Consider the following 13657-nt stretch of genomic DNA (forward strand, 5'->3'; position numbering starts at 1 on the left):
AGAGGGCGGACTGCAATCGCAACACCGCATCGAAATACAAAACCCCCGCAGCGTGACGGCGCTGCGGGGGTTTTTGTTTGTCTGAAAGCGTAACTGGAATGGTTTCAATTACGCCGGTTCGGTCCGCCGCGTCGTTAATGCCGGCTCGTAATCGTGTGCAAAGTCGTCGGGCGGAGGCGGCGCCCATAGGTAGAACCCGTTGTCGGCGGTGAACGATCCTGCGCGCCATTCGATGTCGGCGGGAACATAGTCGATATCGCATGAGTACTCGGCATAGCTGTCCCACGGGTCACGTACGTAGTAGAAGAAGTTCGAACCCAATACGTGCTGACCGACACCCCAGCCGTGCGGATAGCCGGCCTGACTCATCTGCATGGCGCCGACGCCGACGTCAGCGATCGATCCGACGTCCCAGCTCGAGTGATGCATGCCCGTGCCGTTCGATTGCGCGAATGCGATCAGGTGATGATCGCTGCCGTGTATCCCGTGAAGGAATGCGACGACCTCGGCCTTGTCCGATAGCCGAAGGCCCAATACGTGCTCGTAGAAGGCGATCGATTCGTCGAGCGCGAGCGTGTGCATCAGGATATGCGCGAGGCGGCGAGGGTGGACCGTTGTTTGTTCCGCGCGCGTATGCGTGCCCCGTACGCCTGGGGCGGACGACGCATAGGTCACGACGGACTTGGCGTCGGGCGACGATTTCGCGGTGACTCTGATCTGCAGCAGCCGGCCATCGTTGTCGTGAAACCAGAGACCTTCATCCGTAACGTGCGGCCCTTCGTCAACCAGCGCAATACCTTCTTCCTGAAGCCTCGCGCGAAAGCCGTCGAGATCCTGTGCATAGGCGCCGAACGACAGATATTCAATTCGCTTGACCGGACCTTCGACGATCGTCGCCCATCGATGATCGCAGCCGAAGGTGTAGAGATCGAGCGCGCCGGCTCTGTCACGTACATCAAGACCAAATGACGTATAAAAATGCCGCGCGACGGCAAGGTCCGGCACGCTCAGACAGAAGTGATCGAGCGAATGGATAGCCGGTGTGCCGTGCGTTCGGGGGCGATCGTCACTGCGAATTGCTGGGTCCATCGTGTCTCCTCCACGCGTCGTCGCCGAGGTCGGCGGCGCGCGATGTTTTCAGGTGTTCAGATTGACGGATGTCCTTCGCTTTCTGCGATGTGCTGCCTATTCATCGACGATGGGGTTGCTCAGGATGCCGAAACCCTCGACCTCGATTTCACACGTGTCGCCGTGCTTCATGAACAGCGGCGGCTTGCGCGCTACACCGACGCCGGCCGGCGTGCCTGTCACGATCAGGTCGCCGGGGCGCAAGGTGAACGCCTCGCTGAGCTTTGCAATCAGCGTCGCGACGTCGAAGACGAGATCGTTGGTCGATGCCTGCTGGACGACCTGCCCATTGAGTCGTGTCTGCAGTCGCAATCCGCGCACGCCCGACGGCAACTCATCGGCCGAAACGAACTCGGGACCAAAGGCACCCGTGCCGTCGAAATTCTTGCCGACCGTCCATTGCGGCGTCATGTGCTGATAGTCGCGCACCGAACCGTCGTTGAACAGCGCGTAGCCCGCGACATGATCGAGTGCGTATTCCTTCGCAATGTGGCGCCCGGGCTTGCCGATCACCGCAACGATTTCGCCCTCATAGTCGAACTGCGTGGAGACACGCGGTCGGATCAGCGGTGCACGGTGGCCGACCAGGCTCGATGTAAAGCGCCCGAATACGGTGGGGTACGTGGGCACGTCATAGCCGCTTTCCTTTGAATGATCGGCGTAATTCAGGCCGACGCACAGGATTTTTTCCGATGCCGTGAACGGTGGCGAGAACCGGATTGTCTCGAGATCGAGTGGCGCTGCATCAACGAGTTCGCGCGCGGCGTGCTGGAACGCGCCGTTGCCCTGGCGGACCAGGGTGTCGAGCGAGCCGGGGTAGCGCGCATCGCTCTCGATGCGCCCGCGTGCTTCGCCCGACGGCGTCAACACGGCCAGGCCTCGTTGGCCAGCTTGTTCGAAGGAGATAAAGCGCACGTCGACACCTCGCTGTCAGGGTTAACTAAAAAAGTATTTGATGTCGAAAGATATATTATTGATGCGGTATGTCAAGCCAAATAATATATTTTTGGTAGAATGCGCGAACTTTGAGGATGGACGCGATGGCCACAACGAATGCTGCAAGCCTGACCCAGACGGCCTATGAGCGCCTGCGCGCCGATGTGCTGAGTTGCCGGCTGCGCCCGAATGAGCAACTGAAGATCAGTGCGTTGTGCGAGCAGCTGGGCGTGAGCCTGGGTGCGGTGCGGGAGGCGCTGTCACGGTTGACGTCCGAAGGACTCGTGGTGGCCGAGCCGCAGCGCGGCTTTCGCGTCGCACCTGTGTCGATGGCGGATCTCAAGGATCTGACGCGTGTGCGGATCCAGATCGAATCGGCGTGTCTCGAACGCTCGATTGCGTGTGGGGACATGAATTGGGAAACGAATCTGGTCGCTGCCTTCTACCGGTTGTCGCGCACACCGGAGCGCGTGACCGACGGAGATGCCGTGCGGCTCGGCGATACGTGGGGGGCGGCCCATAACCAGTTTCATCAATGTCTGATTGCCGCATGCGACAGTCCGTGGCTGCTCCGCATCCGGGATCAGCTTTATATGCAAACCGAGCGCTACCGCCAGATTTCGGTGCCGTTGCAAAAGGTCGAGCGCGACACGAACTCCGAACACGAAGCCATGATGAATGCGGCGCTGGCGCGGGACATTGCGAAAGCGACGGAGCTGCTCGCGACGCATTTGACGACAACGATGGAGATCGTGGCAGCGGGACTCGGCGAGGATGCCGAACCGGGGGCGTCGCGGCCCAGACGCAAGTCGTCGGTGCGCACGCCCCGGGCACTCGAGGAAGCGGAGTGATCGACCGGCCGCGGCGTATGGCGTGAGTCTCCGGTATTGACGGAATCGACGGTACTCACGCTATCTACATGGTATGCGCCGTGTTCACGATAGGGTCGTCATCGGCGTCATCGGCGTCATCGGTGCCAACATCGGTTCCGTTTTGCCGACGGCAACGTATCGGAGTCCGAATCACTGCCGCTTCTCCAAAAATACGAGGTATCCGGATATACCCGAGTAAAAGCGTAAAAATAGATTTTATGCGTTGAAAAATATATTCCTGCTGCTACGATGTTTTTCATCGTGCCGCGTTCGAGCTTCATCCGCCGATCAGGACCGCGCCGTCCGAATCGCGCACTGAGGGCTCGGCATCGAGGCACATCGACAAACAGACGGAGACAGCATGGGCAACAGAATCTTTGACGTGGTGATCGTCGGCATGGGGCCTGTGGGTCTCACGCTCGCGGCGACACTCGCGAAACAGGGGCGGCCGGTCGCGGTGGTCGAGAAGCACGCGAACCTGTACGGCATGCCGCGCGCGGGCCATATCGATCACGAAATCGTCCGGATTCTTCAGTCACTCGACGCGGCCGCGCCGGTGCTGGCCGACTCCTATCCGACGGTCGAGTACATCTGGAAAAACGCACTCGGCGAAACGCTGCTCGAATTCGACTGGGGCGCGAAGGCTGTCTCGGGATACAACTCGGATTACATGCAATACCAGCCGCTGCTCGAAGATGCGCTGTTCTCGCGTATCGCGAATCAGCCCCACGTCACGCTCTATCGAGGCTGGGAGGCAGCGGAGTTCGTCGACACACCTGAGGGCGTGGAGGCATTGCTGTTTCGGACTGAACTCGCCGAGGGGGCGCACGTACCGACTCGCACGGATCACAGCGAGCGCATCACTGGCCGATATCTGGTGGGCGCGGATGGCGCGAACAGTGTCGTGCGCCGGTGGCTTGGCATCGAACGCGACGATCTCGGCTTCAATGAAAAATGGCTCGACGTCGACGCGCGCAAGAAGCGTGAGTTCCAGCTCGACTTCGATTGCGGCCAGATCTGCGATCCGAAGCGTCCGGTCACAGTGTTGCCGCTGGGCAAACGTCATCGCCGTTGGGAATGGGCGATGCTGCCCGGCGAGACGCGCGAGGAACTCGAGCGGCCCGAGACGGCCTGGCGTTTGTTGGCCGAGCAGGGCGTGAGTGCCGACGATGTTGAGATCGTGCGCCAGATCGTCTACACGTTCGAAGCGCGCATCGCACGCGAATGGCGGCGAGGCCACACCTTCCTCGTCGGCGATGCCGCGCATACGATGCCCCCGTTTCAAGGTCAGGGCATGTGCTCGGGCATGCGCGACGCCGTCAATCTCGCCTGGAAGATCGATGCGGTGCTCAAGGGCGTGTGCGACGACGCGCTGCTCGACACGTATCAGCAAGAGCGTTACCCGCACGTCTACGACTGGACGATCATCTCGATCGAAAGCGGAAAGGTGCCGTGCACGCTGGATCCGGCGATTGCGGATGCACGCGACGCAAAGTTTCGCAGCGGCTGGCGTCCGCCAATGCCGGATTTTCCGAAGCTCAATTTCGGCGTGATCGGACACGATCGGTCGGGCGCGCTGATGCCGATCGCCGGTCAATTGAGCTTGCAGGCGACGGTGCAGCGCGGATCGCGTACGGGCTTGTTCGACGATCTTTTCCCTCACTACGGATACACAATCGTGAGCCTTGGCGACAATGCCGAACGCTATCTGAGCGCCGCGCAGTTACAGATGTTGGACATGCTCGGCACGCAATACGTGAAGCTGGGTGCAACGGGCGATGACGACGCGGACGCGGTTGACGTCGAGGGCCGATATGCGGAGTTCTTCGAACAGCACGGTATCGAGGTCATGATCGTACGGCCGGACTTCTATGTGTTTGCCGGGTGCGCGCTGGCAGATCTCGGAGAGGCAATCGACGATCTTCAGCACAGGGCCGCAATGCGCGTCAACCGAGCGGCAGCGACGACGAACACCCACGCAAAGGCGGTCGACCGCGAGCGGGCGGCACAACTTCCGGCCATCGCTTCCGAGGGAAACCCGACCGCGACGATTGCCGGACCTCGTACGGGCGCGCGTTTAACTGCGCCCGCACCGGGGTCTGTCTTTGCATCTGCCGTCGCGCCCGGGGCGTCATCATGAACAAAGCGATGGCATGGCACGAGCAGCTCGATATCGTTGCGCGCGAATTGTCGTGGCCCGAAGCCCCGCGCTGGCATGACGGCGCGCTGTACTTTTCCGACTGCCACCACTTTCGCGTGATGCGCGTGCGACCCGGCGAAGCGCCCGAGAAAGTCGCCGATCTGCCCGGGCGTCCTTCCGGGATGGGTTTTTTCCCGGACGGCCGGCTGCTGGTGGCCGGTGCGCTCGATCGCAAGCTATGGTGGGTCGCTCCGGGGCGCGTCGAGCTTGCCGCGGATCTTTCGGCGCATGCGACGGGTTTGCTGAACGACATGATCGTCGACGCCAACGGGCGCGCATGGGTTGGCGACACGGGCTTTGATCTCGCCGCCGGCGGACGCGAATGCCCGGGGACATTGTTGTCGTGGTCGCCGCAGGAAGGGGTGAGGCGTGCGGCCGAATGCGTGCGTTTTCCGAACGGCATGGCGATCACGCCGGACGGCAAGACGCTGTTTCTCGCCGAAACGTTCGCGAGCGCGATCTCGGCGTTCGACATCGCGAGCGACGGGACGCTGTCCAACCGACGCATCCATGCCGAACTCGAAGGGCGGCCCGACGGAATGTGTCTCGACGACACAGGCGGCCTTTGGGTCGCCCTGTTGTGGAATCAGGCATTTCATCGCATCGATACCGGAGGCCGCATCACGCACCGGCTCGAATTCGAGCATGAGCGATGCATCTCATGTGTGATCGGCGCGGACACACGGCAAACGCTTTTTCTCGGCACCTCGGCCATCGTCGACGACGGCAAGGTCAAGTCGCGCGGCGAAGGCTTTATCAAGCGCATACCGGCGCCATTTGCCGGCTCCGGCATCCCGTGATGCCGAACGCATAGCGCGTCGATCGCGCGGCCTTCCAGGCCATTCCTTTCTTACTCGATTCACGCACTGCGTTACTGCAGGGCGCGGGGATCTTTTTGTCTTCAACAAGGAGTAGCAGCTCATGATCCGACGTCTCAAGACCAGCAAGCCGGTCGAAGCCAAGGCGGAAATTGCCGCGCAGGTTCGCGATACGGTCCAGACCATCATTGCCGAAATCGGTGCGCACGGTGATGCCGCGGTTCGCGAATATTCAGCGAAGTTCGACAAGTGGACGCCCGAGTCATTCAGGCTTAGCGATGCGCAGATTCAGGCTTGCATTGCTGCCCTGTCGACGCGCGAGCTTGACGACATCCGCTTCGCGCAGTCACAGGTCCGGCGCTTCGCCGAGATTCAAAAGAGTGCGCTGCGTGATGTCGAAGTGGAAACGCTGCCGGGCGTCGTACTGGGTCACAAAAACATTCCGGTCAACTCGGTGGGCTGCTATGTGCCCGGCGGTAAATATCCGCTCGTCGCATCGGCCCATATGAGTGTGCTGACCGCCAAGGTAGCGGGCGTCAAGCGCGTGGTCGCCGTCGCTCCGCCGTTCGAGGGCAAGCCGAATCCGGCAATCGTAGCCGCGATGCATCTCGCGGGCGCCGATGAAATCTACTGCGTCGGTGGCGTGCAGGCGATCGCGGCGCTTGCGCTCGGCACGGATCAGATCGCACCCGTCGATATGATCGTCGGTCCGGGCAATGCGTATGTCGCCGAAGCCAAGCGGCAGCTGTTCGGCCGCATCGGCATCGATCTGCTTGCCGGACCGACCGAGACGCTGATCATTGCCGACGACACCTGCGATGCCGAAATGGCCGTGACAGATTTGCTGGGGCAGGCCGAGCACGGGGTCAATTCGCCGGCCATCCTGCTGACGACGTCGGTTGCGCTGGCCGAAGCGGTGCCCGCCGAGATCGAGCGCCAGCTTGCCGTGCTGCCCACTGCAGCCGTCGCGCGTGTCGCCTGGCAGGACTATGGCGAGATCATCGTGTGCGATTCGGTTGAGGAACTGATCGAGGAGGCCGATCGGATCGCCTCCGAACATGTTCAGGTGCTGACAATCGATCCGGACTACTTCCTCGACCGGATGACCAACTATGGCGCGCTGTTCCTCGGGGCACGCACGAATGTGTCGTATGGTGACAAAGTCATCGGCACGAACCACACGTTGCCGACGATGCGTTCGGCGCGCTTCACCGGCGGACTCTGGGTCGGCAAATTCATCAAGACCTGCACGTACCAGCGCGTACTGACCGATGAGGCCTCGGCGCTGGTCGGCGAATACTGTTCGCGGCTTTGCGCGCTCGAAGGCTTCGCCGGTCACAAGGAGCAGGCCGATCTGCGGGTGCGCAGGTATGGCAAGGCGAAAGCCGACGCAACCGCCTGAGGTGATGTCGATGATCGAACGGACCGTTCCGTTGCTGACAGGGCGCGTCGCCGTGGTCACGGGCGCTGCAGGTGGCCTGGGTGCAGCGATCTGTGCTCGCCTTGCCGACCACGGGTGCACGGTGGTGCTCGGGTACCACCGCTCGGAGCAGGCCGCGAGGCAGCTTGCCGAGTCGCTTCCGGAGGGCGCCCACTTCTGTGTGCGCATGCCGGTGACAGACTCGGCGGCACTGCGCGAGGCCGCCCGTCAAATCGGTGAGCGGACCGGCCGCGTCGATGTGCTCGTCAATTGTGCGGGCACGACACAGTTCGTGCCGCACGACGATCTCGATGGTCTCGACGACACGCTGATCGACACGATTCTCGCGACCAACATCCGCGGGCCGTTCGCTGCGATCCGGGCGCTGCGCCCCTGGCTCGAGGCGAGCGGCGACGCGCTGGTGGTCAATATCTCTTCGATCGCGGCGCGTACGGCGATGGGCAGCAACGTCATGTATTGCGCGTCCAAAGCCGCGCTCGACAACATGACCGCGTCGCTTGCGCGTGCGCTCGCGCCGTCGATCCGCGTGCTGTCTGTCTCGCCCGGACTCATCGATACCGAGTTCGTCCGGTCGCTGGACGTGCAATGGCGCGACACGCAGGCGCAGGCGACGGCGCTGGGCCGTCTCGCGACACCCGATGAAGTCGCGGACGCCGTGCTCGCGGCCGCGACGTTTTTGCGTTTTACGACGGGCGTGGCGTTGCCCGTCGATGGCGGCCGGCCGCTGGCATGAGGCGCGTGGCACTGAACCTTATCTTGAGAAGGCAGGAGACAGATCATGAAAACGATACGAGTCGATGATGTCATCGACGCGCGCCCGTTCGGCGCGTTTCAATTGCTGGTATTTGCGGTGTGCTTCGTGATTGCGTTGATGGACGGCGCCAACATTCAGACGATGGGACTCAGCGCACCGCTGATCGCCAGTGATTTGAAACTACTGCCGACACAGTTGGGACCCATCTTCGCGGGTTCGGAGTTCGGTTTCATGATCGGCGCGCTGGTCTTCGGGCCGATCGCCGACCGGTTCGGGCGCAAGACGGTGCTGGTGCTCTGTACGCTGCTGTTCGGCGTCATGTCGTTGCTGACCGTCGAGGCGAGCAGCTTCCACGGCTTGCTGCTTCTGCGCGTGCTGACCGGAATCGGCCTTGGCGGTGCGGCGCCGTGTTTTGTGAGCCTGACAACCGAGTACGTGGCTCAGCGCCTGCGTGCACGCGTGGCGTCATTGCTCTGGGCCGCCATTCCCGCGGGCGGCGTGATTGCCGGTTTCGCGGGCAGCGCATTGATCCCTGCTTACGGATGGAAGTCGATGTTCTACCTGAGCGGTGTCGTGCCGGTCGTGGCCGCCTTACTCGTGATCGTGCTGGTGCCTGAGTCCGTCCGCTTCCTGATCCTGACGGGCGTGGCGGGACCCCGCGTTCATCGGATCCTCTCGCGTCTGGGCGTGGAGGTGCCGGCGAACGACGACACGGTCAGGTTCGTGACGCACGAGCACGAGACGGCAGGCCTGCCGATGTCGCATCTGTTCAGGGAGGGCCGTGCATCATTCACGGCCTTGCTCTGGATCGCGTTCTTCCTGAACTTCCTTGCGCTGATCGCTGTGCTGGCCTGGACCAGTACCTTGCTGAAGTCGGCCGGCATGTCGGTGGCCGATGCATCCATCGTCATGGCCTGGAACAACGTGGGCGGGATGATCGGCGTGGCCTCCGCCGGCAAGCTGATGGAGCGCCTGGGTACGCATCGCTTCCTCGCCACGGTGTTCGTCGTCGGCGCCGTAGTGCTCGGCATGACAGGCGCGGCCGCGCCGAATACGGCGTGGGTCGCGGCGCTTTCGGGATTCACGGGATTGTTTGTCGGCGGCGCGACGGCGGGACTGATCGCCATTGCCGCGATGGGCTATCCGACCGCGATTCGCTCGACGGGTGTAGGTTGGGGGCTGGCAGTGGGTCGGCTTGGCGGAGCGTCGGGGCCGATCGTGGTCGGCGGCCTCGTGAGCAACGGGTTCAGCGTGCCTCAGACGTTTGCCATCGTCGCGGTGCCGGTGCTGCTCGCGGCGGGCGTGATGCTGCTGATGCGTCGTACCGGACCCGAGCTGTTCGGCATGCAAGCCGACGCCGGACTCGTGTCGCACTGAGTGCCGTCGCGTATTCGAAGCTCGATCGGGCCATCGGTCACATGTTTCACCGGATCCTTGACCTGATCGTCACCTGGGTTCTGGCGCGGACGTTTGACCCGATCGTCGGGTCGGGCTTCTTTCAATGCTCAGGCCGTCACCCGGCCATCACGTCATCCTTGGGCTGATAACCGAGCGACCGCGAAATCTGCAGGGCCGTGTCGGCGAGATGCGACAACCACGAGTCCTGAAGCCGGTCGGCGGGTGCCGAGAGCGACAGGCCGGCGACGAGTCTGGCCGTGTCGTCGTAGATGCCCGCCGCGATGCATCGCACGCCGAGTTCAAGCTCTTCGTTGTCGCGTGCGCAGGCTTGCTGACGCACGAGGTGCAGCTCGCGCTCGAGCTTGGACAGGTCCGTGATGCTGTTCTGCGTGTGGCCCGACAAACCCGTACGGGTCGCATAGGCACGGACCCGCGGCGCTTCGTCGGCTGCAAGAAACAGCTTGCCGACAGAAGTCAGGTGCAAGGGTGCACGGCCGCCGATCGCGCGTACGACCTGCATGCCGGAACGTTCGCTGTAGGCGCGTTCGATATAGACGATCTCGTCACCTTGCCTGACCGAGAGATTGACGGTTTGCCCCGTCAGCCGATGCAGATCGCGCATCGGGGCGAGGGCGGCGTCGCGTACGGACAGCCGTGCCTTGACGAGGTTGCCGAGTTCGAGCAGCCGCATGCCCAGGCGGTACGTGCCCGGGTCGGAGCGGTCAACGAGCCGGCAGATCACCATGTCGTTGAGAATCCGGTGAGCCGTCGACGGATGCAGGCCAGTGCCTTTGGAAAGGTCTTTGAGGCTGACGGGATCGCTGTGATCGGCAAGTGCATCGAGCAGACGCATCATGCGCTCGATCACCTGAATCGAGGTCTTACCTTCGGTTTCACTATCGCTCATAGACTGCGGGAAGCGGAAATCATCCGAGTGGTCGTGCGCCATATCATATCGTGGAATGTGGCGTCATGCGAGCGCCAGTTTCTGGCATGCCGGGGCAAGGCGGCCGGCTTCACGACCGATCGGAGCGCACGGGGGTCTGCGAGCGACGCAAACGCGTGGGCGGCTTCGGGGTCCCGCGCGTATTGTGCGCGGCAAAATGTCATTGCGACAAGACAGACAAATAACACAAACGTCGTTGCGGGCGCGAACGACGCGTTCGGAGCTGGAGATGGCTGACTTCGGAGGGCCGGACTCGACGGGTTAATGCGTGACCGTCGAGCCGCGTGGCGTTCAGTGCTTTTGCGGCAGTGCCAGACGGCGCTCGAATACGCGCTGCACGCTTTCGAGCAGGACGCACAGCACCCAGTAGATCGCGCCGGCGGCGAGATAGAGCGGAAGCGGCTGATAGGTCGCCGCGATCACTTCCTGCGCACTGCGCAGCAACTCGGTGACGGTGATCACCGACACGAGCGACGTGTCCTTGATCAGGCTGATCAGGCTGTTGGACAGACTGGGTACGGCGAGTCGCAGGGCCTGAGGACCCACGACGTAGCGCAATGTCTGAGCGCGCGTGAGCCCGAGGCTGTACGACGCGAGCCATTGTCCTTTGGCAATGCCGAGGATCGCACCGCGCATGCTCTCCGACATATAGGCGGCGACATTCGCCGACAGCGCGAGCACACCTGCGGGTGTCGGGTCGAGCGCGATGCCGATGCTCGGAAGACCGTAGTAGACGATAAAAATCTGCACAAGCAGTGGCGTCCCACGCATCACACTGACGTAGATGCGCGCGATCGCCACCAGCCAGCGATTCGTGCTGATGCCCATCAGGGCGATCACGACGGCCGCCGCCAGGCCGAATACCATCGAGAGCAAAGCGAACTTGATGGTCAGCAGCGCGCCGGTCATCAGGACCGGCAAGGACTGGATCAGCAGGGCGGACGGATTCATCGGCGATTATTTAATGGGCTTCGAGACGTCGATACCGAACCACTTTTCAGAGATCTTCGTGAGCGTGCCGTCGGCCTTCAGCGAATCGACAGCGTCCGCGATCGCCTTGGCGAACTTCGGATTGCCCTTGCGGAACGGAATGCCCATCTCGTCCTGAGCGTCGCCCACGTTCGAACCTTCGCGCAGCGGCAGGTTCGACGTCTTCATCAGGTAAGCGAGCATCAGGCGGTCGTTGAGCGCCGCGTCGAGCCGGCCCGATGCGAGGTCGCGCAGGTATTCGGGGGCGCCCGGATACGTCTTCACGTCGATACCCGGCACCGACTTCGCCATATCGTTGTAGTTGCTGCCGAGCGAGACGCCGAGCTTGTGACCCTTGAGATCGTCGAGCGACTTGAACTGGCGCGAGTCATCCTTGCGCTGGATCAGCTGAGCCGTCGAATACGTGTAGGGCGGCGAAAAATCGAGCGCCTTCTGACGCTCGGGCGTGATCGAGACTTGATTGACGATCACGTCGTAACGGCTCGACTGCAGGCCGGCGATGATGCCGCTCCACTCGGTCGTGATAAACACCGGTTTGACACCGAGCTTGGCTGCCACGGCCTTGGCGACGTCGACGTCATAGCCTTCGAGCTCACCGTTGGGCGCCTTGTAGTCGAACGGGGGGAACGTGCCTTCGAGCGCGATCTGCAACGTGCCGCGCTGCTTGACCGTGTCGAGCAGGTCGTCGGCGCGAGCCGCAGCCGACAGAAGCAGGCCCGTCAGGGCGACGGCGAGCAGCTTGCCGAGTAGGGTGATCTTCATTGAATCTCCAGGTGCAGTGTGTATCCGGTTCGCGTACGCGCAAGCCGGGCCGGGTGGTGGCTGGCGCGGCGCGATCCGTTGGGTTCATCCGTTGCCGCTGGCACGTCGATGCCTGATCGCCGTGCCATGGGGTGCACATCATACTGAGCAAGAGCCGCGAAGCTAAATACGCCTTGCTTATGTCCTTATGTTCTTATGCCACGCTTGATGCAAGTACAGACGCATGCAGGTATGCACGGGCTTGTTTGTATTGACGGAATCTCGCGCAAACCCGCGCAGACCTGCATCAGCCAAAGAACGGTCGAACGGCCGAACGATCCCGGGCAAGCTCAGGCCAGCGCACGCGCGCATTCACGTACCAGCGCCGGGCCGCGATAGATCAGCCCCGTATAGAGCTGGACCAGCGCTGCACCGGCGTCGAGCTTCTGTCTGGCGTCGTCTCCCGACAGGATGCCACCAACCCCGATAATCGGCACATCATTGCCGAACTTCGCGTGGAGCTTGCGGATCACTTCGTTCGACGCGTCGAAGACCGGGCGCCCGGACAGGCCACCCGTCTCCTCAGCGTGCGGAAGACCGGTGACGGCGGTGCGCGACAGCGTCGTATTCGTTGCAATCACGCCTTCGATGCCGTGGCGCAGGACCGTCGCGGCGATATCGTCGATCTGGGCATCGTCGAGATCCGGGGCGATCTTGAGCACGAGCGGCACGTGCTTCGCATGAAGGTCGTCGAGGCGCTTCTGCTTGTCCTTGAGCGCGGCGAGGAGGGCGTCGAGTTCTCCGGCGCCTTGCAGCTGACGCAGGTTTTTGGTGTTCGGCGACGAGATGTTGATCGTCACGTAGCTGGCGAACGGGTAAACACGCTCGAGGCAGAACAGATAGTCGTCGGCGGCGCGCTCGATCGGGGTGTCGGCATTCTTGCCGATGTTGAGCCCGAGAATGCCCTTGTAGTTGGCTGCCTGCACGTTGCTGACGAACTGTTCGACGCCGCCGTTATTGAAGCCGAGACGGTTGATCAGTGCCTGTGCCTGAGGCAGACGGAACATGCGAGGCTTCGGATTGCCCGGCTGCGCGCGCGGCGTGACCGTGCCGACCTCGATAAAGCCGAACCCCAGCGAGGCCAGGCCATCAATGCACGAGCCTTCCTTGTCGAGGCCTGCCGCAAGGCCGACCGCGTTGCGAAACGTCAGGCCCATGACGGTGCGCGGTGCTTCGACCGGACGCGGCATGACGAGCGAAGCGAGTCCCGTGCGGCCGCTGGCGCGCAGCATCGACAAGGTCAGATGGTGGGCATCTTCCGCGTCCATGCGGAACAGATGCGGGCGCACAAGCGGGTAAAGGGAGCTGAACACAGTGGGGTCGTCAAAACGGAAACCGCGTATTTTAACCGCGCGGCGACATCAAGGGGATGA

Annotated in this window: 12 protein-coding genes; 6 read left to right on the forward strand and 6 right to left on the reverse strand. The window is 62.6% G+C overall.

Features of this window, described 5'->3' with window-relative positions; genetic code table 11:
* Positions 1–108: 108 nt before the first annotated feature.
* The gene (locus tag ACMFWR_RS10205) at positions 109–1089 is read right to left on the reverse strand and encodes a VOC family protein (protein WP_413191561.1); all 981 of its coding nucleotides are present in this window, start codon (positions 1087–1089) and stop codon (positions 109–111) included.
* A gap of 96 nt (positions 1090–1185) precedes the next feature.
* Entirely contained in the window at positions 1186–2043 is an 858-nt protein-coding gene (locus ACMFWR_RS10210) for a fumarylacetoacetate hydrolase family protein (protein ID WP_413191562.1), read from the reverse strand.
* Between the two features lie 125 nt (positions 2044–2168).
* Between ACMFWR_RS10210 and ACMFWR_RS10215 the strand changes: the two genes are divergently transcribed.
* The 6 genes from ACMFWR_RS10215 to ACMFWR_RS10240 all read left to right on the forward strand — a co-directional run bounded on the left by ACMFWR_RS10215 (position 2169) and on the right by ACMFWR_RS10240 (position 9526).
* The gene (locus ACMFWR_RS10215; protein ID WP_413191563.1) at positions 2169–2915 is read left to right on the forward strand and encodes a GntR family transcriptional regulator; all 747 of its coding nucleotides are present in this window, start codon (positions 2169–2171) and stop codon (positions 2913–2915) included.
* A 382-nt stretch (positions 2916–3297) separates the two neighbouring features.
* Complete coding sequence (locus tag ACMFWR_RS10220; RefSeq protein WP_413191564.1) at positions 3298–5076, forward strand: bifunctional 3-(3-hydroxy-phenyl)propionate/3-hydroxycinnamic acid hydroxylase; 1779 nt, start codon at positions 3298–3300, stop codon at positions 5074–5076.
* Positions 5073–5936 (forward strand): SMP-30/gluconolactonase/LRE family protein, encoded by an 864-nt coding sequence (locus ACMFWR_RS10225; RefSeq protein WP_413191565.1) that lies wholly within the window; start codon positions 5073–5075, stop codon positions 5934–5936. The genes ACMFWR_RS10220 and ACMFWR_RS10225 overlap by 4 nt, the downstream gene beginning before the upstream one ends.
* Before the next feature lie 121 nt (positions 5937–6057).
* Entirely contained in the window at positions 6058–7356 is a 1299-nt protein-coding gene (gene hisD, locus ACMFWR_RS10230; RefSeq protein WP_413191566.1) for a histidinol dehydrogenase, read from the forward strand.
* Between the two features lie 10 nt (positions 7357–7366).
* Positions 7367–8128 carry an SDR family NAD(P)-dependent oxidoreductase gene (locus tag ACMFWR_RS10235; RefSeq protein ID WP_413191567.1) on the forward strand — a complete coding sequence of 254 codons (762 nt, stop codon included), beginning with the start codon at positions 7367–7369 and terminating at the stop codon, positions 8126–8128.
* Positions 8129–8173: 45 nt separating this feature from the next.
* Positions 8174–9526, forward strand: a complete 1353-nt coding sequence (locus ACMFWR_RS10240; protein ID WP_413191568.1) for an MFS transporter — start codon at positions 8174–8176, stop codon at positions 9524–9526.
* 136 nt (positions 9527–9662) lie between these two features.
* On the opposite strand, the gene ACMFWR_RS10245 is transcribed toward ACMFWR_RS10240, so the two are convergent.
* The 4 genes from ACMFWR_RS10245 to ACMFWR_RS10260 form a co-directional block, all read right to left on the reverse strand.
* Entirely contained in the window at positions 9663–10454 is a 792-nt protein-coding gene (locus ACMFWR_RS10245; RefSeq protein ID WP_413191569.1) for an IclR family transcriptional regulator, read from the reverse strand.
* Between the two features lie 330 nt (positions 10455–10784).
* A complete protein-coding gene (locus ACMFWR_RS10250) occupies positions 10785–11444 on the reverse strand; it encodes an amino acid ABC transporter permease (RefSeq protein ID WP_413191570.1) in 660 nt (219 codons plus the stop codon).
* A gap of 6 nt (positions 11445–11450) precedes the next feature.
* Positions 11451–12245, reverse strand: coding sequence for a cystine ABC transporter substrate-binding protein (locus ACMFWR_RS10255; RefSeq protein WP_413191571.1), 795 nt, complete (start codon positions 12243–12245; stop codon positions 11451–11453).
* A 329-nt stretch (positions 12246–12574) separates the two neighbouring features.
* On the reverse strand, positions 12575–13597 hold the full coding sequence (locus ACMFWR_RS10260) for a quinone-dependent dihydroorotate dehydrogenase (RefSeq protein WP_413191572.1): 1023 nt from the start codon (positions 13595–13597) through the stop codon (positions 12575–12577).
* Positions 13598–13657: the final 60 nt, after the last annotated feature.

This window comes from Pararobbsia alpina (assembly GCF_965118125.1).
Lineage (GTDB): Bacteria > Pseudomonadota > Gammaproteobacteria > Burkholderiales > Burkholderiaceae > Pararobbsia > Pararobbsia alpina_A.